We start from the raw sequence: 25,468 nt of genomic DNA, 5'->3' as shown, positions 1-25,468 counted from the left end.
GGTCAATCGATCGGCCGGAGCGACAGCGCGCGACGCATTGCCGGATGCCGCCGAATTCTCTAGCCTTGTCAGCCGGGTATCGATGAAGGGCGGCGGTGGATGGGCATGATTGGCGGGACGGCGATGCTCGCTTTGTGCTGTTATTCGCTGCCACCCGGCGACCCGGCCAGTGCCGATCCGGTGGCGTTCAGCCCGGTATCGGCGGTTGAGGCCCCGCCCCCAGCCCATGCGGTGTTCGGACCGATCGACCCCCTGACGCTGCGTCAGGACCCCACCGATGACGACGCCCAGCCAGCGGTCGAACCGGCAACCGGCGGTAGCGGCGTGTTCGATCATGCCGGAGAGATTCCGTTGGAACTGGGCGGCGTGGCGGCCGGGATCACCGCCATCGGCATCGCCAACTGGAACTGGGGCAATTCCAGTTTCCGGTTCAATTCCGAAGGATGGTTCGGCCGCGAGACGAGCAGTTTCGGCATGGACAAGCTCGGCCATGCCTATTCGTCCTTTGTCATCACCGAGTTTCTGGGCGCATCGATCCGCGCCAATGCCGCCAATCCCCGCCATGCGCAGCGCAGTGCGGCGTTGATGGCGGCGGGCCTGATGACCTATGTCGAGATTTTCGACGGCTTTTCCGGCGATCACGGTTTTTCGTGGGAGGACATGGCGTCGAACGCGACCGGCATCGGCCTGTCGGTGCTGCGCCATCAGGTGCCGGGGCTGAACGACAAGCTGGATTTCCGCATGGAATATCTGCCATCCGGCGAACGCGGCTTCCGTCCACTGAGCGACTATGCTGGGCAACGCTATCTGCTGGCGGTGAAGCTGGCCGGGTTCAAGCCACTCGAGCGCGGACCGATGCGCTTCGTCGAAGTGCATGGCGGCTATTATGCGCGCGGGTTCACCGAATGGGAACGGGACCGCGGCGTCGAGCCGCGCCGGGCGCTTTATGTCGGCATCGGCCTGAACGTCCAGCAATTGCTATCGCGCCGTCGCGGCGAGGGACGATCGTGGCGCCGGGCCGCGCGATCGGCGCTGGAATATGTCCAGATCCCCTATACCAGCGTTCGCAGTCGATAGGCGCTTGCCCGAACCGCACGGCCATGGTTCAACGCCGATATCGGGGGAGACAGATTGACGATGAACCAGCCGGTGCCAGCGCGCATCCTGACGCTCGACGCCACACGGGGCGTCGCGGTGATGGGCATTTTGCTGATGAACATCATCGCATTTTCCATGCCTCAGGCGGCCTATTTCAACCCGCTGGCCTATGGCGGCACCGATCCGCTGAACATGGGCGTCTATCTGGTCAATTTCGTCCTGTTCGACGGCAAGATGCGGGGGCTGTTCTCGTTCCTGTTCGGCGCTTCGATGCTGCTGATCGCCCAGCGGGCAGCGGCTGCCGGGGCCAGCGCGCCGCGGACCCATTATATCCGGATGGCCTGGCTGCTCGTCTTTGGCCTGGCCCATCTGTTCCTGGTCTGGTGGGGCGATATCCTCAGCCATTATGCGCTGATCGGCTGTATCGCCTTTTTGATGCGTTATCTGAGCGTGCCGAAGCTGGTCGGCCTGGGCATCGCCCTGCTCGCCATCCAGCTGCTGGTCGGACTGATGGTGCTTGGCGTCGCGGTGATCGCGGGTCAACCCGATGCACCGGCCGAGATGGCAGCGGCGCTGGCCGAGTTTCGCAATGGCTTCGGTGTCCCGGTGCCCGCCGATCTTGCCGCCGACCTGGCGCTCCACCGCGGCGATTACCCCGGATTGCTCGCGGAACGGTGGGAGAAATATGCGGTGGCCCCGCTTGCCGGGCTATTTCAATATGGCTGGGAAACCCTGGCCTATATGCTGTTCGGCATGGCCGCGTTCAAAACGGGGCTGCTGACCGGCGAATGGCCGACCGGGCGGACGCGATTCTGGATGCTGACCGGCCTGGGCGTCGGCCTGATCGGCTATGTCGCCATTGCGGCGATGATGGTGCATTACGGGTTCGACATGATCGCGGTGATCGGGGCGACCATGGTGATGACCGTGCCGTTCCGCCCGCTGATGATCGTCGGCTGGGCCAGCCTGATCGTGCTGGCGACGCAGGGCGGCGGGCCGTTGACGCAGCGATTGGCCGCGACGGGCCGGATGGCGTTCACCAACTATCTGATGACCAGCATCGTCATGACGACCCTGTTCTATGGCTATGGCATCGGTCTCTATGGCTATCTGGATCGGTGGCAGGTCTATCTGCCCGTGCTGGGCATGTGGGCCGCCATGCTGATCGTATCGCCGATCTGGCTTGCCCGCTTTCGCTTCGGTCCGTTCGAATGGGCGTGGCGCAGCCTGGCGCGCGGCCGAATGCAGCCGATGCGTGGGGCAGCGTCACTAAGCTGACGGTCGCCCGCTCTTTTTGATAACGCCTCGCATTTCGGCTTGCGAGCCAATCGCATTATCGATAGCATCCCTTCAACGAGCGAGGGAATCGATGATCGTTTGCGTTTGCAATGCCATCCGCGAAACCGAGGTGGAACAGGTGGCCCGCATGGGTGCCTGCACTGTGGCACAAGCGTACCGCGCGCTCGGCAAACAGGCGAAATGCGGACAATGCACCTGTTTCGCGCGGCAGATCATTGACGAGGCGCGTGCAATTGATTGCCAGTCTCACATGAAAAAAGTCGCGTAAAACCGCCATTTTTGGGCTGTCTGACCAGGCTTTTTGTCGGTAGAAAAAGGCCGGGAAACAACAGGACAGCGCGACGATGAAGGGCGACCCAAAGGTCATCGAATTTCTGAACACGGTGCTCAAGAACGAGCTGACCGCGATCAACCAATATTGGCTGCATTACCGCCTGCTCGATCATTGGGGCGTCAAGAAGCTGGCCGAATACGAGCGGCACGAATCCATCGACGAGATGAAGCATGCCGACTGGGTGTCGGAACGCATCCTGTTCCTGGATGGCCTGCCCAATTTCCAGATGCTGGGGCGGCTGCGCATCGGCGAAAGCGTCGAAGAGGTGCTGAAGGCCGATCTGGCACTGGAATATGATGCCGTCCGGGACCTGAAGGACGCGATCGAACATTGCGAAACGGTGCGCGACTATGTCAGCCGCGACCTGTTCCGCCGGATCCTCGACAGTGAGGAAGAGCATATCGACACGCTGGAGACCCAGTTCGAGATGATCGAACGCATGGGCATCCAGAATTATGTTCAGCTGAATTCAAAGGCCGAGGAAGCCTGAACGCAGGCATCGTCGCCCGGCACCGTTCAGGTGGTGGGCGACACCCGGCGGCCAAATGCCTGGGGCTTGCGCATGACCAGCGGGTTTGCGTCGCGTTCCAGCAGGGCAAGCGTGGCATCGAACACCGGGCGCAGCTGGACGATATGTTCCAGCGCAGCCGTCGGCCGATCGTGATTTTCGATGCTGAGCCGCGCGATCATTTCGATCGTTTCGGCCAGTTCCGCCAGCGGCTCTGCCCCGAACTGGCGCGATTCCCCTTTCAGCGTGTGGGCCGGGATCACCATGGCGGCGGCATCCTGTGCGCGCATCGCGGCTTCGATGGCGGCGACCGATTTGACGCCGTCTTCCCGGAAATAGCCGAGGATGCGGACGAAACTCGCGCCCAGCTCGGCCCGCGCCTGGGAATAGGCGGTCCAATCGACCAGGGCACGTTGCCCGATTTCGCCCATAGGAAACTCCCAAATCCCGCTACCGCGTCCTGCCATTCCCTAAGCCCGAAAGGGTAAGCAGACGGTTAAACGCCGAGGATTAGGACAGACGAAACAGGTCGGTTGCGATCTTTTCAATCGTGCGGCCGTGCTGGCTAGCGACAATCGCCAGCTCGACGGCCGCGGCTGGATCGTCCGCTGCGATTTCCAGCGGCTGATCCCCCCCGCCCTCTCTCAACGCCCTGGCCAGGCGCACCGCCGGCCAGGGGCAGCGCAAGCCCCGTGCGTCGATCCGGCGGATCATTCGCGGTGATCGAACGGATTCTTGGGCGCGCGTAGCGACAGGCGGACCGGCACCGCGCCAAAGCCGAACTCGCGCCGCAACCCGTTGATCAGATAGCGGCGATAGCTTTCGGGCAGCTGATCGACCCGCGTGCCGAACAGGACGAATGCCGGGGGACGCGTGTTGTTCTGGGTAATATAGCGCGGCTTGATGCGCCGTCCGCCGGGTGCGGGCGGGGGGTTTGTTTCGATGGCGCGTTCGAACCAGCGGTTGAGCTGACCGGTGGAGACGCGGCGCGACCAGGCTTCGCGGGTTTCGAACGCGACCTGGATCATCGTGTCGATCCCCTTGCCGGTGATCGCCGATACGGTCAGCAGCGGAATGCCCTTTGCCTGGGCCAGTCCCTCTTCGAGCGCCGCCTTCACGCCGTTGAACAGGCTCGATGCCTCTTCGGCCACATCCCATTTGTTCAGGACGATGATCAGCGCGCGTCCTTCCTGCAGGACGCGGTCGGCGATCTTCAGGTCCTGAAGCTCCAGCCCCTTGGTCGCGTCGAGCAACAGGACGACGACCTCGGCGAAATCGATGGCGCGCAGGGCATCGGCGACCGACAGCTTTTCCAGCTTTTCCTGAACGCGCGCCTTTTTGCGCATCCCGGCCGTATCGATCAGCCGCACCGGCCGGTCCCGCCAGACCCAGTCGACCGCAATGGAATCGCGGGTGATGCCCGCCTCCGGCCCGGTGATCAGCCGGTCCTCGCCCAGCATCCGGTTGATCAGCGTCGATTTGCCCGCGTTTGGCCGCCCGACGATCGCCAGTTTCAGCGGCCCGCCCTCGGCATCTTCGGGTTCGTCGCCGTCCGCTTCGCCCTCAGGACGTTCGCAATGGGGGCGAAGCGCCTCGAACAGGTCCACCACCCCCTCGCCATGTTCGGCCGACAGCGGAATGGGATCGCCCAGGCCCAGCGCCATCGCCTCGATCACGCCCGCCTCCCCTGCCCGGCCCTCCGCCTTGTTGGCGATCAGGACGACGGGGGTATCGGCAACGCGCAGCCAGCGGGCGATTTCCTCGTCGAGCGGGGTCAGCCCGGCCCGGGCGTCGACCATGAACAGCGCCACGTCGGCATCGCGCACCGCAGCCTCGGTCTGCGCCCGCATCCGGCCGGGCAGTGTCGCTGCATCCTCGGTTTCATAGCCGGCGGTATCCATGACGATGAATTCGAGGCCCAGCAGATGCGCCTCGCCCTCCCGCCGGTCGCGGGTCACGCCCGGCTGATCGTCGACCAATGCCAGCCGCTTGCCGACCAACCGGTTGAACAGGGTCGATTTGCCGACATTGGGTCGGCCGATGATCGCCACGACGGGCAGGGGATGCGCCATATCGAATGCCTTGCCCGTCGCCCGATCAACGCCAGGCGGTCAGGCGACCGTCATCGGACAGGGTATAAAGCGTATCGGCAGCCACGACCGGGGCCAGGGTAAAGCCGGCCTTGTCCGCCTCGGTCGTCGAAATCACGCTGCCATCGGCCGGGGACACCTGCGCCATTTCGCCGCGCGAGTTGACGAGGATCAGGCGCCCGCCGGCCAAGACCGGCCCGACCCAGTTGATCGGGCCCTTGCGCTTCTTTTCGTTCCGATAGCGCTGGAGCGGGGTGATCCACCGCACCTTGCCATTGGCGCGGGCGATAGCGGCCAGCCGGCCTTCGCTGGTCACGACGAATACCCATTCGCCGATCACCCACGGGGTGGCGATCCCGCCGATATTCTGTTCCCACAGCCGCTGGCCGTTCAGGATTTCGACCGCGACCATGCGCCCGCCCTGCCCCACGGCATAGACGCGGCCCTGATCGATGACCGGTTCGGCATCGATATCGGCCAGCGCCGACACCGATGTCGAAATGCTGGTGCGCGACAGGGCGTCGGACCACAGCGAACGGCCGTTTTCATAGCGATAGGCGTTCAGTTCGCCGGACGAAAATCCAGTGACGACAGTACCCTGTGCCACGGCCGGGGCGGCCACGCCGAACACGCCCTGGGGCTCCAGCGACGCCGCCTGGGTCCAGACGACGGATCCGTCCGCCTGCGACAGGGCAAACAGCTGGTTATCCTGGCTGAGCGCATAGACATTGCCGTTGGCCAGCGTCGGTGCGCCGCGCAGCGGGCCGCCCGGCTTTGCGCGCCAGACCTGGGTTCCGTCGGCTGCCTCCATGGCAACCACTTCGCCGACGCCGTTGGTGGCATAGACCCGAGCGCCGTCGACGCTGACCCCGCCACCGAAACGCGAGCGTTCGTTCGCTTCGTCGGTCGATGTCTGCTGCGTCCAGATGGTGGTGCCGGTATCGGCGGACATCGCGTGGACGACGCCGCTGCTGTCCATCACATAGACGCGGCCGCCCGCCACCACCGGCGCGGCGGCCAGCCGCACGGTCTTGGTCGTGCCGGGGATGGTCACGGTCCAGGCGCGCGTCAGGCTCTGGCCCAGCGAGGGATGGCCCATGGATTTTGAGGCATTGCCGCCAGGCTGGCTCCACGCCGGATTGCTGGCGGCGGCGGGCAACAGCACCTCGACCTGAGCGATCGTCGGATCAGCGCGGACCTCGTTCTCGCTGACCAGGATCGGCACGCGCTGACCGACGACCGGCGTACGCTTGTTGCCCTTGCCACCAAAAATGCCGCAGCCGCTGAGCATCGCCAGCGCGGTTGCGGCCAGCAGCAGCTTGCCGTTCATCTTCATTTCGCGTCCGTTCCCTCAGCCTGTCCAGCTGCCGCAGTGGAATTGCCCTCTTCCCCGGCGGCGGCGCTCTGGTCAATGGCATCGACACCCAGCAGACCGGCCATCTGGACGGCGCGGGCGCGGATCGTTTCGGGCACCTGCTCCGCCTTGGCCAGTTCGCCGAACAGGCGGCCGGCCTCTGCCTCTCGCTTCGACGCCAGCATCGCCATCGCCGTCAGCTCGCCGGCGGTGCCATAATAGGCGCTGTCCTTGACCGCCATCGGCTTCATCCTATCGATGACCTGCTGCGGGGTCAGCTGGTCATATTCGGCCAGGGTCTGGCGCAGCAGCGCCAGTTCGCGCACGGCCGCGGGCTGGCTGGTGTCGCTGGCGACGGCGGCGAACTTGGCGGCGGCGCCCTTCAGGTCGTTCTTGGCCAGCATCACGTCGGCTTCGGTAAACAGCGCGGCAAAGCGGATGCCCTCGATATCCGACCCGGCGAGCGTGGCCAGCGGCCTGGCGGCTTCTTCCTGCTTGTTCTGAGCCAGCGAATCCAGCGCCTTGGTCAGCGCCGCGCCCTGTTCCGCTGCCTGCGCCTTCTGATGGCTCTGCCACCAAAGCCAGCCACCAAAGGCGGCCACGGCCAGCAGCACCACCGCCAGGATCAGCAGCCCCCACCGCCGAAACAGCGCATTCGCCTGTTCACGGCGCAGTTCCTCATCCACTTCGCGCAGGAAGGCATCGTTATTCTGCGGGGTCAGCGCCAAGTGTTGCTCCATTCATTCCGGGTGCCCGAAGGCGGCGGACCTTAGCCGCGCATTCGGCCAAACAAAAGCCGCTCAATCCTTTGGGCGGTAAATCTGTTCGTCGCCCGGAAAGCGGCGGGCGCGGACATCGGCGGCGTAGGTTTCAACCGCGGCAGAAATACGGCCAGCCAGATCATCGAACCGCTTCACGAACCGGGGGACCCGATCGAACATGCCCAGCATATCCTCGGCCACCAGCACCTGGCCATCGCATCCCGCCGATGCGCCGATGCCGATGGTGGGGCACCCGACCATGCGCGTGATATCGAGCGCGATCGGCTCCATCACGCCTTCGATCACCAGCGCGAACGCGCCCGCATCCGCCACCGCCTGGGCATCGCCCAGGATCTTGACCGCCTCGTCATGGCTGCGACCGCGCGCGCCATAACCGCCCAGCATGTTGACCGCCTGAGGCGTGAGCCCGACATGAGCCATCACCGGAATACCCCGTTCGGTCAGGAACCGTACCGTCGGCGCCATCGCGGCCCCGCCCTCCAGCTTGACCGCCGCCGCGCCGGTTTCCTTCATCAGCCGGGCCGCACTGGCAAATGCCTGTTCGGGCGATGCCTCGTAACTGCCGAACGGCATGTCGATCACGACCAGCGCGTGATAGCTGCCCCGCACCACCGCCGCGCCGTGCGCCGCCATCATGTCCAGCGTGACCGGGACGGTCGACGGCAGGCCGTAGATCACCTGGCCCAGGCTGTCGCCGACCAGCAGCATGTCGCAATGCGGATCCATGAGCTGGGCCATGCGCACGGTGTATGCAGTCAGCATTACCAGCGGTTCGCCGCCCTTGCGCTGGCGGATGGCGGGCACCGTCAACCGCTTCATCGGCGCAGGGGTCGGGTTGGCGCGGCTGGTGCCGGTGTCCAGGGTAAAGGTCGTCGACATGACCCGCCCTTAGCGGCTTGCCCCATGCTTCGCCACCGCAATCGGCCAATCCATGTTATTCATCATTGACTCAATGTTTGGTTTATATAACATGGTGAGCATAATTTTTGACAAGGATGACGATGATGGCGTTTCGGGAAAAGATTGCCTGGCTGGCCTTTGTCAGCACCATATTGGTTTGGGGCGGGTTTTTCGGGGTGCTGTTCGGCGTGCCGGAACAGGCCCGGGGGATCGGCATGATCGGCCCGTTCATCGTGGCGACGGTGGTACAAGCGGCGGTCATGGCGGCGGCGGCCGGCTATTGGGCAGCGCGGGCGCCATCCGAAGCGCGTGCGCCAGCCGATGAGCGCGAACGCCTGCTGAGCTTTCGGGCGACCGGGGTCGCCTATGGCGTGCTGGTCATCACCATGTTCGCCGTGATCGCATGGCTGCATTTCGGGCTGCACGGCCCGGACGTGATCTTTGCGCTGGTCGGTGCGTTCGTTCTGGCAGAGGCGGTTCGGTTCGGCACGGTCGCCATCGGCTATCGCCTGGGGCTGACGGGATGACCATGCGGCTGACCAATCAGGTGCGGACGCTGCGCTTTCTGAACGGCGAAATGACCCAGGCCGAACTGGGTGAGCGGGTGGGCGTCACCCGCCAGACGATCGCAGCGATAGAGGCGGGGAAATATTCGCCGACGCTGGAGGCCGCATTCCGCATCGCCCACGCGCTGGGCAAGCCGCTGGAAGAGGTGTTCCAGTGGCAGGCGGAATAGCTGGTGAAACGAAAGGAAAGGACTGCGACGATCCCCCAGATCATCGGCAAAACTACCCTATTTGAGGTATATCAGCCGATCAACTGCCTTGCTCATCGCGGGATGGCCGCATAGGCGGCTGGGTCGAAGCCGATCAGGATCGCATTCCACGTTTCAGTCACAGGACGCCGGATCGCCGATGGGTGGAGCAGCATCAGCGCGATGGCGCGTTCGGCATCCAGATCGGCCCGGTCGCTGTCGGGCAGCTTGCGAAAGGTGGTGCCGGACCGGTTCAGCACCCGTTCCCAGCCATGTTCGGCCACCCATGCGCGCAGACGGTCTTCCGGCACGCCCAGCTTCTTGAAATCGTGAAAGCGATAGGCGATCCCGGCATCATCCAGCGCCGCCCGCGCCTTCTTGACGGTGTCGCAATTCGGAATGCCGTAGAGGACGATGCCGGTCATCGCGCGATGCAGGTTTCGCCTGCCCATAAATTGGTGATGGTTGCCGTCGGCGCATCGGAGCTGAGCAGGCCGGCCATCGCCCCCGCCGTGAACTCGATCCCCAGACTGGTTTCGGCAACTTCGATGGCATAGGCCTTTTCCAGATCAGCCAGCGGGCTGCCGATCCCGACGCCCGCCATGCTGGTCAGCGCGGCATCGCCGCCGTCGCGATTGGCGGTCCACCCGGCCAGCTTGCCGTCGTTGAAGCTGAGGTCCACGCCCTTGAACCGGACGCTTTCCAGCGGCGCGAGCGGGCACGGATCGCCGCCCTGCCCCGGCCCCAGCGCGCGTTGCACGGCGGCGACCGCATCGTCGCGCGCCATGCCGAACGCCAAAGGCCGGGTCGAACCGGTGGCGGCGTCCACCAGCTGCAACCCATCCGGGGCAAGATTGAGCAGCGGCCCGGCGGCTGCGGCGGTCGGCGTGGGCACGGGCGTGACGGATGGCTCCGGCGCTACGGCATTGCCCGCATCATCGTCCCCGGATGGCTGCGGATCGCATGCCGTCAACAGGATCAGCCCGGCCAGTGCCGCCAGCCGGATCATTGCGCGGCGCCGCTTTCGCACCGGATACGGATCGCGGTGGCACCGTCGGTCGTGGTCGCCAGCATCCCGTCGTCGCGGAGCGTCAGGGTCAAGTGCCGTCCCTGGGTCATCCCCTCTGCGTCCAACGCGGCATCGATTTCGATGCGGTTCGGCTCGGGCTGGGCGACAGCGTCCACCCGCGCGACGCTTTCATAGAAGCGCAGGCCATCGGCGGCGACGATCAGGCGCATTTCGCTGACATCCTGGCTGCACGCCATGCGGTCGCTGTCCCATTTTCCCTGAAAGCTATCGGGGATTTCCTTGCTGAGCGCCTTGGCCGACGCGACCGGGGTCGGCAGCGTGTCGGGCGTATCCGCACTGGCATTGGCGGCAGGGTCGGCAGGGGCCATCGCCGTGTCGCAGGCGGCCAGCCCGAGCGCGAGGACCAGGGTCAGAACAGGTTTCATGGCGCCGGGCATAAAGGAAGCATGGCGGATTTGCCAACGGGGCACTGAATGACCTGGAAAACAGGGAACGGACCGCTGGCGCTTTTGCGACATTCGGCGCATCCTCCACCACATGATCGAATCAAGCCGCCGCTATTCGCGCGTCGCCCAGGCGTTTCACTGGGCAATCGCGGCCGCGATCCTGGTCAATCTGCCGCTGGGCCTGTTTTCCGATGCGCTGGCGCCGGTGACCGGCCCGGTCATGCCGCTGCATAAATCCATCGGCCTGACGGTGCTGGCGTTGAGCGTCGCGCGGCTGGGCTGGCGGATCGCCAATCCTGCACCGCCGCTGCCCGCCACCGTGTCGGCGGCAGAGCGCCGGCTGGCAGGCGCAGTGCACGCCTTCCTCTATGCGCTGATGATCCTGGTGCCGCTCAGCGGTTATGCCATGTCGTCGGCGGGCAACCGGCCACTCGACTGGTTCGGCCTGTTTCCGGTGCCCAAGCTGCCGGTCGTCCGCGATACGCCGCTTTATGACGTGGCGCATGAGGGCCATGAATTGCTGGGATTGGCGCTGGGTGCGCTGGCGATCGGGCATATCCTGGCGGCGCTGCGCCATCAGTGGCTGCTGAAGGACGGGATGCTGAAGCGGATGGCCGGCTGACGCACGGCTTGCCAATCCGTGCGCTGCGGGCGCATGGCGATTGACGCCCGCCAGCGCATCCTTTGTCCAAGCATCGTCGGATTGTCCTGAATGACCCCTTCCCTGTTCCTTGTCCAAGTGCTTGCCATTGTTGCGCAGGATGCGCCGCCGCCTGCCCCCAGAGAAACCGAAGCGCCCGCCATCATCGTCACCGGTCGCGGCCTGACGCTGGGTGACGGGGCAAGCGACGCCGACACCGTCATCGACCGCGCACGCATCACCGGCACCGCCAGTGGTCGCCTGGAAGACGTGTTGAGCGACGTCGCCGGACTACAAAGCTTTCGCCGCGCGGATTCCCGGTCGGCCAATCCGACGGCACAGGGCATCACCCTGCGCGGACTGGGCGGCAATGCGGCCAGCCGAGCATTGCTGATCGTGGACGGTGTGCCCCAGGCCGACCCGTTCGGCGGCTGGATCGCGTTTCCCGCCTATGCGACCGACCGGATCGGCGCCATCCGGGTCCGACGGGGCGGCGGCAGCGGCACCTGGGGATCGGGCGCGATCGGCGGCGTGATCGAGATGGAAAGCGCAACGCCCGATCAGCTGGACCCCCTGACCGGCGAGATCAGCTATGGCGAACGCAACGCTGTGGCTGCGCGGGCCAGCGGCCTGATGAAAGGCGGAGCAGGCTTCGCAACCGTGACCGCAGCCTATGCGCGCGGCGACGGCTTCATTCCGATCGTGCAGGATCAGCGCGGCCCGGTGGATCGAGCCGCGCCCTTCGAGCAGGCCAGCGTGGCGCTGCGCGGCGTCCTGTCCATCGCACCGTCGACCGAGTTGCAGGCAACGGTGCAGGCATTTACCGACCGGCGCGACCGGGGCCTGGACTTCACCGCCATCGGCAGCGACGGCGCGGACGCCAGCATTCGCCTGGTCGGGACGGGCGACTGGCGCTGGTCGGCGCTCGGCTATGTCCAGTCCAGGCGCTTTTCCAGCCAGTTCGCCGCCATCAACAACGCACGAACGACCGCGACGCAGACGCTGGATCAGGAAAACACGCCGGCCACCGGCGTGGGCGGGCGCATCGAGGTGATCCCGCCGCTGGGCGGACAGGTGACGCTGGCATTGGGTGCGGATGTTCGCGCGATCGAGGGGGAGACGCAGGAGCTGTTCACCTATGTCGCCGGATCGCCGACCCGCCGCCGGGTGGCGGGCGGGCGCACGCAAACGCTGGGCGGGTTTGCCACGCTCGGCATCCGCGCCGGACGCATCCGGATCGAGGGGGATGCCCGGATCGACGGCTGGTGGATCGAGGATGGGCGACTGACCGAACGGACGCTGGGTGCCACCGGCCCGGCGCTGACCGACACACGGTTCGCCGACCGGTCCGGCAGCGAAGCCACCGGCCGGTTGGGCATCGCTTGGTCGCCCATCGACGCGGTCACGCTCCGCACCGCCGCCTATCGGGCATGGCGGTTGCCCACCCCGAACGAATTGTATCGCCCGTTCCGCGCTGGTGCGGACGCGACGGCCGCCAATGCCGAGCTGTCCCCCGAACGGCTGGAAGGAGTGGAGGCGGGAATCGACCTGGCCCCCAGCCCTGCCCTCACCCTCTCCGCAACCGCTTTCGCCAACCGGCTGAACGATGCTGTCGCCAATGTCACGGTGGCACGGGGTCCGGGCACGTTTCCCGGCGTCGGGTTCGTATCGGCCGCCGGCTTCTTTCGGCGGCGCGACAATCTGGATTCGATCGAGAGCGTGGGGGTGGAAATCGACGGGCGGGCGCAGATCGGTACCGTGTCGGCCCGGCTGTCCTATGCCTATGTCGATGCGACCGTGCGCGGCCAGGGATTGTCCGCGCCGCTCGACGGCCTTCGCCCCGCCCAGGTGCCGCCGCACCAGTTCAGCGGCACGATCGGGTGGCAGCGTGGCGACTGGCTGGTCTCCACGACGCTGCGCCATAGCGCATCGGTGTTCGAGGATGACCAGAATGGCCGGACGCTGGGCGCCGCGACCACGGTCGATGCGGTGGCGGACGTGCCGCTGGTCCCGGCCCTGACCCTGCGCTTACGCGGTGAGAACCTGTTCGACGCGCTAGTGCCCACCGGCTTCAGCGGCGCGGCGCTGGAACGGGCGCGGCCGAGGCAGCTCTGGGCGGGGCTGGCGCTGCGGCTCTAATCTTCATGCCGCGCCGTCATTGATTTGCTAAGTCTCCACGGCCGCGAACAAGCCACGCAGTTCGGTCTTCAGGATCTTGCCCTGAGCGTTGCGAGGCAGGACCTGATCGACGAAGCGGATCGCTACGGGCACCTTGAACCCGGCCAGGTGCCGCCGCACCCAGTCCTGAAGCTCCGCCTCGCTCGCCTCGCAGCCCGGGCACAGATGCACGACAGCGGCCGGTTGCTCGCCCAGCGTCCGGTGCGGCACGCCGACCAGCGCACAATCGGTGACCGCGGGATGAGCGTACAGCACGCTTTCCACCTCGATCGAATAAATATTCTCGCCGCCCCGGATGATGATGTCCTTGGCGCGATCGACGATGGTGCAGAAGCCGTCCTCGTCCAGCCGGGCGAGGTCGCCGGTGCGCACCCAGCCATCGACGAAACAGGCGGCGGTCTCGTCCGGCTTGTTCCAGTAGCCCTTCACGATCATCGGCCCTCTGGCCCACAGCTCGCCGACCTCGCCGGTCGGCAGTTCCGTGCTGCCATCGAGCGACATGATCTTCAGGTCCGCAACCGGCACCGGCAGGCCGCAGCTGTCGGGCCGCGCCAGATACTCCTCGCCCTGATGGTTGGTGACGGTGGCCATCGTCTCGGTCATGCCCCAGCCATTTCCGGGCAATGCGCCGAATTCGTCATAAATGCGCCGCACCAGTTCGGGCGCGGCGGGCGCGCCGCCATAGGAGATGCCCTCCAGGCTGGACAGGTCATATCGGTCGCGGTCGGGATGTTCGAGCAACTGCCAGGCGATGGTCGGCACCCCACCGGTCGCGTTGATCCGCTCCCGCTGGATCAGCGCCAGCGCCTCGCCCGCATCCCATTTGCGCATCATCACGATCGTGCCGCCCAGCGCCATGTTCGCCATCAGAAACGCCGAACAGGCAGTGACGTGGAACAGCGGGATGACCAGCAGCCCGACCTTTGGCTCCGGCACCGGCGGCGGCACCTCGCCCCGGCGGAGCATCGCGCGAGCGGCGGCATAGAAGGTCGAATGGATGTTGGTCAGGATATTGCGATGCGTGCCGAGCGCCCCCTTTGGCGCACCGGTCGTGCCGCTGGTATAGAAGATCGTCGCATCGTCATCGGGGTGCAGATCGGCCATGGGCAGCGGCACATCGGGCAGCGAAGCCCAGTCGCTCGGCGCGCCGATCAGGTCCTCAAGTGCGTATTCGCCGTTCGCCAGCGGATCCTTGGCACGGGTGACGATGACACGGGCGACTTCCGGGCAGCTGGCGTAATGCCGTGCCAGCACGCGGTGGCGGCGGCCATCGGCGATGACGACCTTTGCCCCGCAATCCTTCAGGCCATATTCCAGCTCCGCCCCGGTCCACCAGGCGTTGAGGGGCACGGCGATGCCGCCGATCGACGTGACGGCAAAGAAGATCGCGATCCATTCGGGCAGGTTCCGCATGACGAACGCCACGCGGTCGCCCTTTTCCACGCCCATCGCCTGCAAATGCGTAGCCAGACGCGCCGTCGCCCGGAACATCGCATCATAGGTCACGCGCTCGTCGTTCAGGATCGCGCATTCCCGCGTCCCATGGCTTCGCGAAAAATGCAGCAGCATCGACAGGGAGGGCGGGCATTGTTTCCACACCCGCGTTTCCACGCCCCGGATCGTCTCGGTCGCCATTTCGAATTTCTGGCCCGGCGCGGTCAGCAGGGCGCGGACCTGATCCAGGGTCATGCGGGGCCAGCCATCGGGGATCGCAATCGGCGTTTCGGAATGCACGGCACGCTCTCCACTTATCGATCGAACAGGCGTTTTCGCCCTTTCCATGCCAAGGCTAGTGTTGATTTCCCGTAAGCTCAAGGCGATACAGGTCCGGATGGTCCGCTGCGGTGCAACGCCCTTTCGAAATTGGGGTATGGTGACGCTACGGATTGAACGAGATTTTGTCGGAGAGCCTGAATGAGCAGCGAATCGTCCCCCATCACGCAGGAACGGCATGGCGACGTGCTGGTGCTGTGGAGCGACAATCCGCCGGTGAATGCGCTGGGCGCGGCGGTGCGGATCGGCCTGGCCGAGGGCATCAAGGCGGCTGCGGCGGATGACGGGGTGAAGGCGGTGATCATCGCCTGTCGCGGCAAGACCTTTTTTGCGGGCGCGGACATCACCGAATTCACCAAGCCCCCGGTGCAGCCGCTGCTTCCCGAACTGGTCGATGCGATCGAGGCGCTGGACAAGCCGGTCATCGCCGCCATCCACGGCACGGCACTGGGCGGCGGGTGCGAGGTGGCCTTGGCCAGCCATTACCGGATCGCGGTGCCGTCCGCCAGGCTGGGCACGCCCGAGGTCAAGCTGGGCCTGCTGCCAGGTGCGGGCGGCACGCAGCGGCTGCCCCGCGCGGCGGGGGTCGAACTGGCGCTGGAAATGGTGACCAAGGGCGAGCCGATTTCGGCCACCGACGCGCACAATGCGGGCCTTGTCGACCGACTGGCGGGCGAGGACAGCCTGATCGCCGACGCGCTGGCGCTTGCCAATGAGGTGAAGGACGTGCGGCCCATCCCGCGCGTGTCGGAAAAGCCGCTGGCCCATGATCCGTCGGTGTTCGAGGCGTTCCGCAAGGCCAATGCCAAGCGGTTCCGGGGGCTCGACGCGCCGGAGGCGAACATCGCCTGTGTCGAGGCGGCAACGAAAATGCCCTATGCCGAGGGTGTGCAGATCGAACGCCAGTCCTTCATGAAGCTGATGTTCGGCGTCCAGTCGGCAGCGCTGCGCCACATCTTCTTCGCCGAGCGCAAGGCATCGAAGATCGACGGCATTGCCGAGGATGTCGCCCTGCGCCCGGTGAACCGCGTCGGCGTGATCGGTGCCGGCACGATGGGCGGCGGCATTTCGATGAACTTCCTGTCGGCCGGCATCCCCGTGACGATCGTCGAGATGCAGCAGGAGGCGCTGGATCGCGGCACGGCCACGATGCGCAAGAATTACGACGCGACTGCCGCCAAGGGCCGGATGACCGCCGGGCAGGTCGAGGGCGCGATGGGCCTGCTGAAGCCCAGCCTGTCGATGGACGACCTGGCCGATTGCGATTTGATCATCGAGGCCGTCTATGAAAACATGGATGTGAAAAAGGACATCTTCGGCAAGCTGGACCGGGTCGCCAAGCCGGGCGCGATCCTGGCCACCAACACCAGTTATCTGGACATCGACGAGATTGCGGCGAGCACCTCGCGCCCGCAGGACGTGCTGGGCCTACATTTCTTCTCGCCCGCCAACATCATGAAGCTGCTGGAGGTCGTGCGCGGCGAAAAGACCGCCGACGATGTGCTGGCAACGGCGATGGCGGTGGCCAAGAAGATCCGCAAGGTCGCGGTCGTTGCCGGCGTCTGTCACGGTTTCATCGGCAACCGCATGCTGATGCCGCGTCAGATCGAGGCTAACCGGCTGCTCTTGGAGGGCGCGACGCCGGAGCAGATCGACCGGGTGCATGTCGAATTCGGGATGCCGATGGGGCCGTTCCAGATGGCCGACCTGGCGGGGGTTGATATCGGCTGGCATCGGGATCCGAGCCGCATCGAGGATATCCGCGACCAGCTCTGCGCCGAGGAGCGCTGGGGGCAGAAAAAGGGCGCGGGCTTTTACGATTACGACGACAAGCGGAACCCCTCCCCCTCCCCCCGCGTCGCGGAGATCATTCAGGAGTGGCGCGACAAGACCGGCACGTCGCAGCACGATGTCACCGATGAGGAGATTGTCGAGCGCACGCTCTATCCGATGGTCAACGAGGGTGCGCTGATCCTGGCCGAGGGCAAGGCGCAGCGGGCTTCCGACATCGATGTCGTCTGGGTCTATGGCTATGGCTGGCCCCCCTATCGCGGCGGACCGATGTTCTGGGCCGATCTGGAGGGCGCGAAGAAGATCGTCGCGGGCATGGAAAAGCACGGCTTCGAGATCGCGCCCCTGTTGCGGGAGAAGGCCGAGAAGGGCGAGCGGTTCAACCGGTGATACCACTGGCCCTCTCCCGTTGAGCTGCACTCGCCTGCGGCTCAGGGGAGAGGGTTGGGAGAGGGGCAGTGCCGCAAGCGTTCTGCTCGAAAGCAACCCCTCTCCGCTGCGACTAGGCGGCACGCCGCCAAGTCTCGCGCCTCTCCCCTGAAGGGGAGAGGGATTTGGAGAGGACAAACCATGACCGACCTCAACCAGTTCCGCTCCGAAACCCGCGCCTGGCTGGAGGCGAACTGCCCCGCCGAAATGCGTGCGCCCGTGCGCAGCGACAAGGACGTGTGCTGGGGTGGACGGCGCGCGGTGTATCAGCCGGGGCAGCGCGAATGGCTTGACGCGATGGCGGCGCGCGGCTGGACGGTACCGGACTGGCCGACCGAATATGGCGGTGGCGGCCTGTCTCCAGCCCAGACCAAGATTCTGCGAGAGGAGATGGCGGCGCTGAACTGTCGCCTGCCGCTGCGCAGTTTCGGCATCTCGATGCTCGGCCCGGCGCTCCTGAAATACGGGACCGAGGCGCAGAAGCTGGAGCATCTGCCGAGAATCGCGCGCGGCGAAATCCGCTGGTGCCAGGGCTATTCGGAGCCCAATGCGGGCAGCGACCTTGCCGGTCTTGCCACCAGCGCGGAGGATGCGGGCGATCACTTCATCGTCAACGGGCAGAAGGTGTGGACCAGCTATGCCGATCAGGCGGACTGGATTTTCTGCCTGGTCCGCACGTCCAAGGAGAGCAAGCAGGGCGGCATCAGCTTCGTCCTGTTCGACATGGAAACGCCCGGCGTTTCCACCAGGCCGATCCTGTTGATCAGCGGCAATTCGCCGTTCTGCGAAACGTTCTTCGACAATGTGCGCGTACCCAAGGCCAATCTGGTCGGCGAGCTGAACAAGGGATGGGATGTCGCCAAATATCTACTGGGGCATGAGCGGGAGATGATCTCGGGCATGGGCCTCGGCCAGTCGGGCGGTGACGATCCCCTGATCGCCGGGGCGATCGCAACCATCGGCTTGGACGAGCGCGGGCGGCTGGCCGATCCGCTGCTGCGCGCCAGCATCGCGGAGTTCCGAGTGCGGACCCGTGCCTTTGCGGCGATGAGCGAGCGCTTCATCGACGAGCTGAAGGCAGGGCGCGCTCATCCTGCCCAACCGAGCATGATGAAATATGTCGGCACCGAACTGAACAAGCGCCGCCAGGAACTGGTGATGGCGGCAGGCGGCAGCGATGCGCTGGAATGGGAAAGCGATCGTTCGGCGGGCGGGGCCAAGGCGCGCGGCTGGCTGCGCAGCAAGGCCAATTCGATCGAAGGCGGCACGAGCGAAATCCAGCTCAACATCGTCGCCAAGCGGATACTGGAATTGCCCGGCGCCTGATCCGGGCAACGGGAAGCACGGGAACTGATCCATGCCGTTGTTTCTGAACGAAGAACAGGCGATGCTCGCCGACACTGCACGCCAGTTCGTTGGCGAAACCGCGCCGGTCAGCCACCTGCGGGCGCAGCGCGATGCCAACGATGCCACCGGCTTTTCCCGCGACCTGTGGCGGCAGTCCGGGGAGATGGGCTTTGCCGGGATGCTGGTGCCGGAGGCGCAGGGCGGGCTGGGCCTCGGCCATGTCGAGGCAGGTGTGGTGATGGAGGAAATCGGGCGCAACCTGACCCCCTCCCCCTTTCTGACCACGGCGGTTGCGGCGGTCGAAGCGATGAAGGGCACTGCTCATGCCGACCGCTGGTTTCCGGGCATCGTCGCGGGTGAGACGGTGGCGGCGATCGCCATCGACGAAGGCGCAAAGTTTACCGGCCGGGTGGCGATGCGGGCGGAGCGGTCGGGCAACGGCTTTCGCCTGACCGGGACCAAGCAGTTCGTCCATCACGCCCATGCCGCCGACTTGCTGCTGATCGCGGCGACCACGGCGGAGGGTGCGCCGCCAACGCTGTTCGCGGTCGATCCCGGGGCAGCGGGGCTGACCATCGACCCGCAGCGGCTGGCGGATGCCAGCCTTGCCAGTCGCCTGACGCTGGACGGCGTCGAAGTGGACGCCGATGCGGTGGTGGGCGAGGTGGATAATGACGCTCCGCTGCGGCGTTTGCTGGCGGGCGGCAGGGCGGCAGCCTCTGCGGAGTTGCTGGGCGTCGGCGGGGGCGCGATGGACATGACCATCGGATACCTGAAGCAGCGCAGGCAATTCGGCACCCTGATCGGCAGTTTCCAGGCGCTGCAGCATCGCGCCGCTCACCTCTATTCCGAAATGGAGGTTGCTCGTGCTGCGGTGCTGAAGGCGCAGCAATTGCTGGACGCAGGGTCGGCGCAGGCGGATCATGCCGTGGCCATCGCCAAGGCGATGACCGGCATGGCCACCACCCTGTCGGTGCAGGAGGGCGTACAGATGCATGGCGGGATCGGCATGACCGACGAATATGATATCGGCTTTTTCATGAAGCGGGCGCGGGTGCTGAGCGAACTGTTCGGCGACGCCAATTTCCACGCCAACGCGCTGGCCGAGGCGGAGGGATATTGAACATGGCCCAGGCATGAGCGACGAACGCCGCGCCGATACGCCCGAGGGGCTGGTCGCCCAGCTGATTGCCCTCCTGGATGTCGAGCGGATCGACACCGACCTGTATCGCGGTGCCCGCCAGCCGGAGGGGACGGGTCGTGTGTTCGGCGGACAGGTGATCGCGCAAGCTTTGCAGGCGGCGCAGCGATCGGTGGAGGGCAAGGCGTGCCATTCGCTGCACGCCTATTTCATGCGGGCGGGCGATGAGCGGCACCCGATCATCTACCGCGTGGTCCGGGATTTCGAGGGGCGCAGCTTCGCCAATCGCCGGGTGATCGCGTCGCAGGGCGGGCAACCGATCCTGAACATGATCGCGTCCTTTCAGATCGAGGAAGCAGGCATGGCGCATCAGGATGCGATGCCCGACGTGCCGATGCCGGAGCAGCTTCGGTCCGAGCGCGAGCTGCGCGCGGAGATCGAGGCGCAGGTGCCGGACAAGCTCCGCCGCTTCTTCCTGCGCGCCCGCCCCATCGAGATCCGGCCGTGCGAGCCGCGTGACTGGTTTCGCCCGAAGCCCAGGCCCGCCCGGCAGGCAAGCTGGCTGAAGACAGCGACCGAGCTGCCCGCCGATCCTGCGCTGCACCGGGCGATCCTGGCCTATGCCAGCGACATGACGCTGCTCGGCACCTGCACCCTGCCCCACGGGGTCAACTGGATGACGCCGGGGTTCCAGACAGCGAGCCTTGACCATGCGTTGTGGTTTCATCAGTCATTCCGGGCAGACAACTGGCTGCTGTACGATTGCGACAGCCCCTGGGCCGGGGCAGCGCGGGGCTTCAACCGAGGGCAGATATTCAGCCGCGACGGCCGGATGATCGCAAGCGTCGCCCAGGAAGGGCTGATCCGGATGCGGGGTGTGGAGCCTCGCGCCGAATAGGGCGTTCAACGTGCCATGGCTCTCCTTCCCGCCCTGACCGCCGCCCTGGCCCTGCAATCCGCCCCGACGCTGGAGTCGATGCGCTGGGACAAGCGGGTCGTCGTCGTCTTTGCCGCCGACGAGGCAATGGCCAAACGCCAGCGAGCGCTGCTCACCGATGCGAGCGGCATGGCGGAGCGCGACCTGCACCGGATCGAGGTTATCGGCGACCGGGTCAGCGGCTCCAGCACCTCCGCCGCCGCGCTGCGCCAGCGGCTGAAACCCGATGGGCCACTGACCGTACTGCTGATCGGCAAGGATGGCGGCGTGAAGCTGCGCTCCGCCGAGCCCGTGTCGCAGGACCGACTGTTCGAGACCATCGACGCCATGCCGATGCGGGCAAGCGAGATGCAGCGACAATAGGCCATCGGTCAGCGCGAAGCCGGAACGACCAGATACCAGCCCGGCAGATACAGCATCACTTCGGTCGCGCCGGTGCGTCGCCATTGCACCGGGCGATCAAGGCCGGTGACCTGAACCCCGTGGCCCGGCCCGAAGCGCGCGCTCATCGCTTTCGCATCCGCCGCGATCAAATCCACGATCTGGCCGCGATACTGATCGGGTTCCAGCACCGACAGCGCCGGATCGCCAGAGACGGCAATCGTGGTGCGGCCAACGGGTTTTACCGCCTTGACGAACGCCGCGATCCGTTCGCCGGTGTCGTTCAGCGTCATACCGGTGGTCAGCGGCACCTTTACCTGCACGGTCGTCTGAACGGTATCCGGGCGGCCCGTGGTGCCGAGCAGGAGCTGGCGATGATTGGCTTGGGTCAGCGGCTCCAGCACCTCGGTTCCGACCGCGAGCTGCAGGCCGGATCGCTGGGCCTGAGCAATGGCGGCGAGCACCGTCGCCTGCAACTCCTGAAGCCGCGTTTCCGCATCCCGCGTATCCCCCGTCAGGATAACGGACTGCACGACGAAATCGGCATTGCGCCGGAGCCCGATGACCGAAGGAAGCTGGGTAGGAGCCGAGACATTGGGCGAAGCCACCGCATAGCCACGTCGATACTGGCCGGAAACCAGGACTTCCTGAGCGAAAACGGGAGCCGCATCCATGGCGATAACTGCCAGCGAGGACAGCACGATCCTGAGCCTGTGTTTCATGGGCGGGGCACCACATTGACGGTGATCGGGAGAAAGAGATTGACGTCGTTCGATCCGGCCCATGCCCATTGGACCGGCCGCTCGACCCCCGTGACGGTGACCGCATAGCCCTGGCCGAAGGCAGCCGCGCTCGTCCCCGAATTGGCGGCAATGCGTTCCATGATCGCACCGCGATACTGCTCCGGGTCGACGACGCTGAGCGCCAGATCGGCGAAGCTGTTCATCTGGGCACGGCCTACCGGTGGCACGGATTTGATGAACGCATCGACCCGCTTCAGCACGTCGGGATAGCTGAGATCGGCCGTCAGCGGCACCTTGACCAAAAACAGCACACGGCTGCCTTCGTTGGGATAGGTGATCCGCTGAACATCAAGGCCGTCCACCTTGTCCGCCGTCAGCGGTTCAAGCGTCATGCCACCGATGGCGAGCTCGACGCCGCTTCGACCGGCAAGCTCCACGGCCTTGCGGGCCATCGCCATGATTTCCGCGCGCCGCTGATCGGCATCCAGCGTATCGCCCTTGATCTCCACCGGCTGAACCGCGAAGTCGGCCCGGCGGCGCAGGACCATTGCGGACGCGGGCGGCACCGGCGGGGTAATCTCCTCGGCATCGATCGAGTCGACAAATGCTGCGGACTCGCGCTTCAGGCTTGCCGTGACGATAACCTCGTCCTGCGCATGAAGCGGCGCTGCGGCGGCAAGCGTCAATCCCATCGCGGCGAGCATCCAGCATAGCCTGCCCATCGGCCTATCCCCTCCCCTGACGTTCGATCAGCGTGGCATGGGAAAAGCGATTAGGGAAGCGGCATCACGCCGCCGCCGCGACGCCCTCCAGCGCGTCCCTGACTGCCGCCAGCGCGTCCGCGCCCTTGGCACCATCCGGGCCGCCGCCCTGGGCCATGTCGGGACGGCCGCCGCCACCCTGTCCGCCCAGCGCGGCGACGCCCGCCTTGACCAGGTCGACCGCGCTCAACCGGGCAGTGAGGTCGTCGGTTACGCCCACCGCGATCGAGGCACGGCCTTCGTTGACCGCGACCAAAGCGACGACGCCGCTGCCGATACGAGCCTTTGCCTCGTCCACCGCCCCGCGCAGGGCCTTGGGATCGAGGCCGTCCAGCACCTGACCGATGAAGCTGGTGCCAGCGACCTGTTCCGGGCCAGCAGGCGCTGCGGCACCCCCCCCACCCAGCGCCAGCGCCCTTTTCGCCTCGGCAAGCTCGCGTTCCAGCCGCTTGCGTTCCTCCATCAGGCTGATGACGCGGGCGGGCACCTCGTCGGGCGCAGCCTTGAGCGCCGCCGCCGCCTCGCGCAGCTTGGCGTCGCGATCGGCGAGCCACAGTCGCGCGCCCTCCCCGGTCAGCGCCTCGATCCGGCGGACACCGCTGGAAACCGCGCTTTCGCTGACGATCTTGAACACCGCGATGTCGCCCGTGGCGCGGACATGGGTGCCGCCGCACAGTTCGACAGAATAATGCTTGTCGGTCAGGCGGCCCATGGAAAGCACGCGGACCTCGTCGCCATATTTCTCGCCGAACAGTGCCATGGCCCCGGCGGCAATGGCGTCGTCGGGCGTCATCAGGCGGGTCGTCACCTGTTCATTGGCGCGGATTTCGGCGTTCACATCCGCCTCGATCTGGGCGATCTCCTGAGGGCTGAGCGCCGAGGGATGCGAGAAATCGAAGCGCAGGCGATCGGCCGCGACCAGCGAGCCCTTCTGGCTGACATGGGTGCCGAGCCGGTTGCGGAGCGCCGCGTGCAGCAGATGCGTGGCGGAGTGGTTGGCGCGGATGGCATCGCGGCGCTCGACATCGATCGCCAGTTTCACCGTGTCACCGACAGCGATCTGGCCGGATTCCACCCGAGCCTGATGCGCATGGAGCCTGCCCAGCGGCTTCGACGTATCTTCAACGACGACCCGCAAGCCCTTGTCATTGCTGATGATCCCGGCGTCACCGGTCTGGCCGCCGCTTTCGCCATAGAAGGGCGTCTGATTGGTCAGGACGATCACGCTGTCGCCCGGTGCGGCACGGTCGACCCGCGCACCGTCGCGGACCAGCGCCACCACCTGGCCCTCGCCCTCTGACGAGACATAGCCGGTGAATTCGGTGCCGCCCAGTTCCTCGGCAATGTCGAACCAGACATCGTCGCTGGCCTTGGCACCCGACCCTTTCCATGCGGCGCGGGCGGCATCCTTTTGCCGCTTCATCGCGGCGTCGAAACCGGCGCGGTCGACAGCCATGCCCTGAGGACGGAGCGCGTCCTCGGTCAGGTCATAGGGGAAGCCGTACGTGTCATAGAGCTTGAACGCGGTCTCGCCGGGCAGCGTATCGCCCTCGCTCATCGTAGCCGTCGCTTCGTCGAGCAGGCGCAGGCCATTGGCAAGCGTCTGGCGGAAGCGGGTTTCCTCCTGCAGCAAGGTCGCCTCGATGAGCGGCTGGGCGCGGACCAGTTCGGGGAAGGCAGCGCCCATTTCGGAAACCAGTTCCGGCACCAGCCGGTGCATCAGCGGGTCCTTCGCCCCCAGCAGATGCGCATGGCGCATGGCGCGGCGCATGATGCGGCGGAGCACATAGCCGCGCCCTTCATTGGCGGGCAGCACCCCGTCCGCGACCAGGAACCCGGCCGAGCGCAGGTGATCGGCGATGACGCGGTGGCTCGCCTGATTGTCACCGGTGGTAGCCGAGCCGGTGAGCGCCCCGCTGGCGGCGATCAGCGCCTTGAACGTGTCGGTATCGTAGTTGTCGTGCACGCCCTGAAGCACCGCGGCCACGCGCTCCAGCCCCATGCCGGTATCGATGCTGGGCCGCGGCAGATCGCTGACGATCTCGTCCGCTTCCTGCAGATGCTGCATGAAGACGAGGTTCCAGATTTCGACGAAGCGATCGCCATCCTCATCCGGGCTTCCTGGCGGGCCGCCCCAGATATGGTCGCCATGGTCGTAGAAGATTTCGGAACAGGGACCGCAGGGGCCGTCCGCGCCCATCGCCCAGAAATTATCCTTGGTAGCGATGCGGATGATGCGTTCCTCGGGCAGGCCCGCGATCTTCTTCCACAGGTCGAACGCCTGATCGTCGGTGTGATAGACCGTCGCGGTCAACCGCTCCGGGTTCAGCCCCCATTCGCGGGTGAGGAGCGTCCAGGCGTGGGTGATCGCCTGTTCCTTGAAATAGTCGCCGAAGCTGAAATTCCCCAGCATTTCAAAGAAGGTGTGGTGCCGAGCGGTATAGCCGACATTGTCGAGGTCATTGTGCTTGCCGCCGGCGCGGACGCATTTCTGCGAAGAGGTGGCGGTGGAATAGGGCCGCGTTTCCAGGCCAGTGAAGACGTTCTTGAACGGCACCATGCCCGCATTGACGAACATCAACGTCGGATCGTTGTGCGGCACCAGCGGCGCGGACTGGACGCGGGCATGGCCCTGACCCTCGAAATAATCGAGGAAGGAGCGGCGGATATCGTTCGTCGAGGTCATGGTGCCGACTTAGTGGGGCAAACCGCTTCGCTCAAGCGAAACGACTGGTTGGGATGATTCACCGCT

The 25,468-nt window shown here is 65.9% G+C and carries 26 protein-coding genes; 13 read left to right on the top strand and 13 right to left on the bottom strand.

Annotated elements, in window-relative coordinates:
• The first annotated feature begins 99 nt into the window (after nucleotides 1-99).
• The 4 genes from ACPVPU_RS07830 (at nucleotide 100) to bfr (ending at nucleotide 3,221) form a co-directional block, all read left to right on the top strand.
• Nucleotides 100-1,077 (top strand): DUF2279 domain-containing protein, encoded by a 978-nt coding sequence (locus ACPVPU_RS07830; RefSeq protein ID WP_448657366.1) that lies wholly within the window; start codon nucleotides 100-102, stop codon nucleotides 1,075-1,077.
• A gap of 60 nt (nucleotides 1,078-1,137) precedes the next feature.
• Nucleotides 1,138-2,376, top strand: coding sequence for a DUF418 domain-containing protein (locus ACPVPU_RS07825; RefSeq protein WP_448657364.1), 1,239 nt, complete (start codon nucleotides 1,138-1,140; stop codon nucleotides 2,374-2,376).
• Nucleotides 2,377-2,467: 91 nt separating this feature from the next.
• Entirely contained in the window at nucleotides 2,468-2,665 is a 198-nt protein-coding gene (locus tag ACPVPU_RS07820) for a (2Fe-2S)-binding protein (protein ID WP_448657362.1), read from the top strand.
• 76 nt (nucleotides 2,666-2,741) lie between these two features.
• The gene (gene bfr / locus ACPVPU_RS07815) at nucleotides 2,742-3,221 is read left to right on the top strand and encodes a bacterioferritin (RefSeq protein ID WP_448657360.1); all 480 of its coding nucleotides are present in this window, start codon (nucleotides 2,742-2,744) and stop codon (nucleotides 3,219-3,221) included.
• Between the two features lie 26 nt (nucleotides 3,222-3,247).
• Here bfr and ACPVPU_RS07810 read toward each other — a convergent pair whose 3' ends face one another.
• From ACPVPU_RS07810 to panB, 6 genes are all read right to left on the bottom strand, one after another.
• Entirely contained in the window at nucleotides 3,248-3,670 is a 423-nt protein-coding gene (locus ACPVPU_RS07810) for an Hpt domain-containing protein (RefSeq protein ID WP_448657358.1), read from the bottom strand.
• Nucleotides 3,671-3,749: 79 nt separating this feature from the next.
• On the bottom strand, nucleotides 3,750-3,953 hold the full coding sequence (locus tag ACPVPU_RS07805) for a sulfurtransferase TusA family protein (RefSeq protein WP_448657356.1): 204 nt from the start codon (nucleotides 3,951-3,953) through the stop codon (nucleotides 3,750-3,752).
• Nucleotides 3,950-5,311 (bottom strand): ribosome biogenesis GTPase Der, encoded by a 1,362-nt coding sequence (gene der, locus ACPVPU_RS07800; RefSeq protein WP_448657354.1) that lies wholly within the window; start codon nucleotides 5,309-5,311, stop codon nucleotides 3,950-3,952. The genes ACPVPU_RS07805 and der overlap by 4 nt, the downstream gene beginning before the upstream one ends.
• 25 nt (nucleotides 5,312-5,336) lie before the next feature.
• Nucleotides 5,337-6,665 (bottom strand): outer membrane protein assembly factor BamB family protein, encoded by a 1,329-nt coding sequence (locus ACPVPU_RS07795; protein WP_448657352.1) that lies wholly within the window; start codon nucleotides 6,663-6,665, stop codon nucleotides 5,337-5,339.
• A complete protein-coding gene (locus tag ACPVPU_RS07790) occupies nucleotides 6,662-7,411 on the bottom strand; it encodes a tetratricopeptide repeat protein (protein WP_448657351.1) in 750 nt (249 codons plus the stop codon). The genes ACPVPU_RS07795 and ACPVPU_RS07790 overlap by 4 nt, the downstream gene beginning before the upstream one ends.
• Nucleotides 7,412-7,483: 72 nt before the next feature.
• Nucleotides 7,484-8,344, bottom strand: coding sequence for a 3-methyl-2-oxobutanoate hydroxymethyltransferase (gene panB / locus ACPVPU_RS07785; protein ID WP_448657349.1), 861 nt, complete (start codon nucleotides 8,342-8,344; stop codon nucleotides 7,484-7,486).
• A gap of 116 nt (nucleotides 8,345-8,460) precedes the next feature.
• On the opposite strand from panB, the gene ACPVPU_RS07780 reads away from it, so the two are divergent.
• Nucleotides 8,461-8,892 (top strand): hypothetical protein, encoded by a 432-nt coding sequence (locus ACPVPU_RS07780; protein WP_448657347.1) that lies wholly within the window; start codon nucleotides 8,461-8,463, stop codon nucleotides 8,890-8,892.
• A complete protein-coding gene (locus ACPVPU_RS07775; RefSeq protein ID WP_448657345.1) occupies nucleotides 8,889-9,101 on the top strand; it encodes a helix-turn-helix transcriptional regulator in 213 nt (70 codons plus the stop codon). The genes ACPVPU_RS07780 and ACPVPU_RS07775 overlap by 4 nt, the downstream gene beginning before the upstream one ends.
• 92 nt (nucleotides 9,102-9,193) lie before the next feature.
• Here ACPVPU_RS07775 and ACPVPU_RS07770 read toward each other — a convergent pair whose 3' ends face one another.
• The 3 genes from ACPVPU_RS07770 to ACPVPU_RS07760 are packed head-to-tail and all read right to left on the bottom strand — an operon-like array spanning nucleotide 9,194 to nucleotide 10,574.
• On the bottom strand, nucleotides 9,194-9,571 hold the full coding sequence (locus ACPVPU_RS07770; RefSeq protein WP_448657343.1) for an arsenate reductase: 378 nt from the start codon (nucleotides 9,569-9,571) through the stop codon (nucleotides 9,194-9,196).
• Nucleotides 9,541-10,149 carry a hypothetical protein gene (locus tag ACPVPU_RS07765; protein WP_448657341.1) on the bottom strand — a complete coding sequence of 203 codons (609 nt, stop codon included), beginning with the start codon at nucleotides 10,147-10,149 and terminating at the stop codon, nucleotides 9,541-9,543. Before ACPVPU_RS07765 ends, ACPVPU_RS07770 begins: the two co-directional genes overlap by 31 nt.
• Nucleotides 10,125-10,574, bottom strand: coding sequence for a hypothetical protein (locus ACPVPU_RS07760; protein ID WP_448657339.1), 450 nt, complete (start codon nucleotides 10,572-10,574; stop codon nucleotides 10,125-10,127). Before ACPVPU_RS07760 ends, ACPVPU_RS07765 begins: the two co-directional genes overlap by 25 nt.
• Nucleotides 10,575-10,686: 112 nt before the next feature.
• Here ACPVPU_RS07760 and ACPVPU_RS07755 point away from each other — a divergent pair, with 112 nt between their 5' ends.
• Both ACPVPU_RS07755 and ACPVPU_RS07750 read left to right on the top strand, forming a co-directional pair.
• Nucleotides 10,687-11,217, top strand: a complete 531-nt coding sequence (locus ACPVPU_RS07755) for a cytochrome b (protein ID WP_448657338.1) — start codon at nucleotides 10,687-10,689, stop codon at nucleotides 11,215-11,217.
• A 90-nt stretch (nucleotides 11,218-11,307) separates the two neighbouring features.
• A complete protein-coding gene (locus ACPVPU_RS07750) occupies nucleotides 11,308-13,374 on the top strand; it encodes a TonB-dependent receptor (protein WP_448657337.1) in 2,067 nt (688 codons plus the stop codon).
• Nucleotides 13,375-13,401: 27 nt separating this feature from the next.
• Here ACPVPU_RS07750 and ACPVPU_RS07745 read toward each other — a convergent pair whose 3' ends face one another.
• The gene (locus ACPVPU_RS07745; RefSeq protein WP_448660442.1) at nucleotides 13,402-15,102 is read right to left on the bottom strand and encodes a class I adenylate-forming enzyme family protein; all 1,701 of its coding nucleotides are present in this window, start codon (nucleotides 15,100-15,102) and stop codon (nucleotides 13,402-13,404) included.
• A 225-nt stretch (nucleotides 15,103-15,327) separates the two neighbouring features.
• On the opposite strand from ACPVPU_RS07745, the gene ACPVPU_RS07740 reads away from it, so the two are divergent.
• The 5 genes from ACPVPU_RS07740 (at nucleotide 15,328) to ACPVPU_RS07720 (ending at nucleotide 21,194) form a co-directional block, all read left to right on the top strand.
• A complete protein-coding gene (locus ACPVPU_RS07740) occupies nucleotides 15,328-17,367 on the top strand; it encodes a 3-hydroxyacyl-CoA dehydrogenase NAD-binding domain-containing protein (protein ID WP_448657335.1) in 2,040 nt (679 codons plus the stop codon).
• A 180-nt stretch (nucleotides 17,368-17,547) separates the two neighbouring features.
• On the top strand, nucleotides 17,548-18,732 hold the full coding sequence (locus tag ACPVPU_RS07735) for an acyl-CoA dehydrogenase family protein (protein WP_448657333.1): 1,185 nt from the start codon (nucleotides 17,548-17,550) through the stop codon (nucleotides 18,730-18,732).
• A gap of 31 nt (nucleotides 18,733-18,763) precedes the next feature.
• Nucleotides 18,764-19,876 (top strand): acyl-CoA dehydrogenase family protein, encoded by a 1,113-nt coding sequence (locus ACPVPU_RS07730; protein ID WP_448660391.1) that lies wholly within the window; start codon nucleotides 18,764-18,766, stop codon nucleotides 19,874-19,876.
• Nucleotides 19,877-19,889: 13 nt separating this feature from the next.
• Nucleotides 19,890-20,792: an acyl-CoA thioesterase gene (locus tag ACPVPU_RS07725; protein ID WP_448660390.1), complete on the top strand. Its 903-nt coding sequence runs from the start codon at nucleotides 19,890-19,892 to the stop codon at nucleotides 20,790-20,792.
• A 15-nt stretch (nucleotides 20,793-20,807) separates the two neighbouring features.
• A complete protein-coding gene (locus ACPVPU_RS07720; RefSeq protein WP_448660389.1) occupies nucleotides 20,808-21,194 on the top strand; it encodes a DUF4174 domain-containing protein in 387 nt (128 codons plus the stop codon).
• A gap of 8 nt (nucleotides 21,195-21,202) precedes the next feature.
• Here ACPVPU_RS07720 and ACPVPU_RS07715 read toward each other — a convergent pair whose 3' ends face one another.
• From ACPVPU_RS07715 to alaS, 3 genes are all read right to left on the bottom strand, one after another.
• Complete coding sequence (locus ACPVPU_RS07715) at nucleotides 21,203-21,934, bottom strand: TonB-dependent receptor (RefSeq protein ID WP_448660388.1); 732 nt, start codon at nucleotides 21,932-21,934, stop codon at nucleotides 21,203-21,205.
• Nucleotides 21,931-22,677, bottom strand: coding sequence for a TonB-dependent receptor (locus tag ACPVPU_RS07710; RefSeq protein ID WP_448660387.1), 747 nt, complete (start codon nucleotides 22,675-22,677; stop codon nucleotides 21,931-21,933). The genes ACPVPU_RS07715 and ACPVPU_RS07710 overlap by 4 nt, the downstream gene beginning before the upstream one ends.
• A 64-nt stretch (nucleotides 22,678-22,741) precedes the next feature.
• Complete coding sequence (alaS, locus tag ACPVPU_RS07705) at nucleotides 22,742-25,402, bottom strand: alanine--tRNA ligase (protein ID WP_448660386.1); 2,661 nt, start codon at nucleotides 25,400-25,402, stop codon at nucleotides 22,742-22,744.
• Nucleotides 25,403-25,468: the final 66 nt, after the last annotated feature.

The organism is Sphingomonas paludis (assembly GCF_053502515.1).
This window is presented reverse-complemented; position numbering and strand designations above follow the sequence as displayed.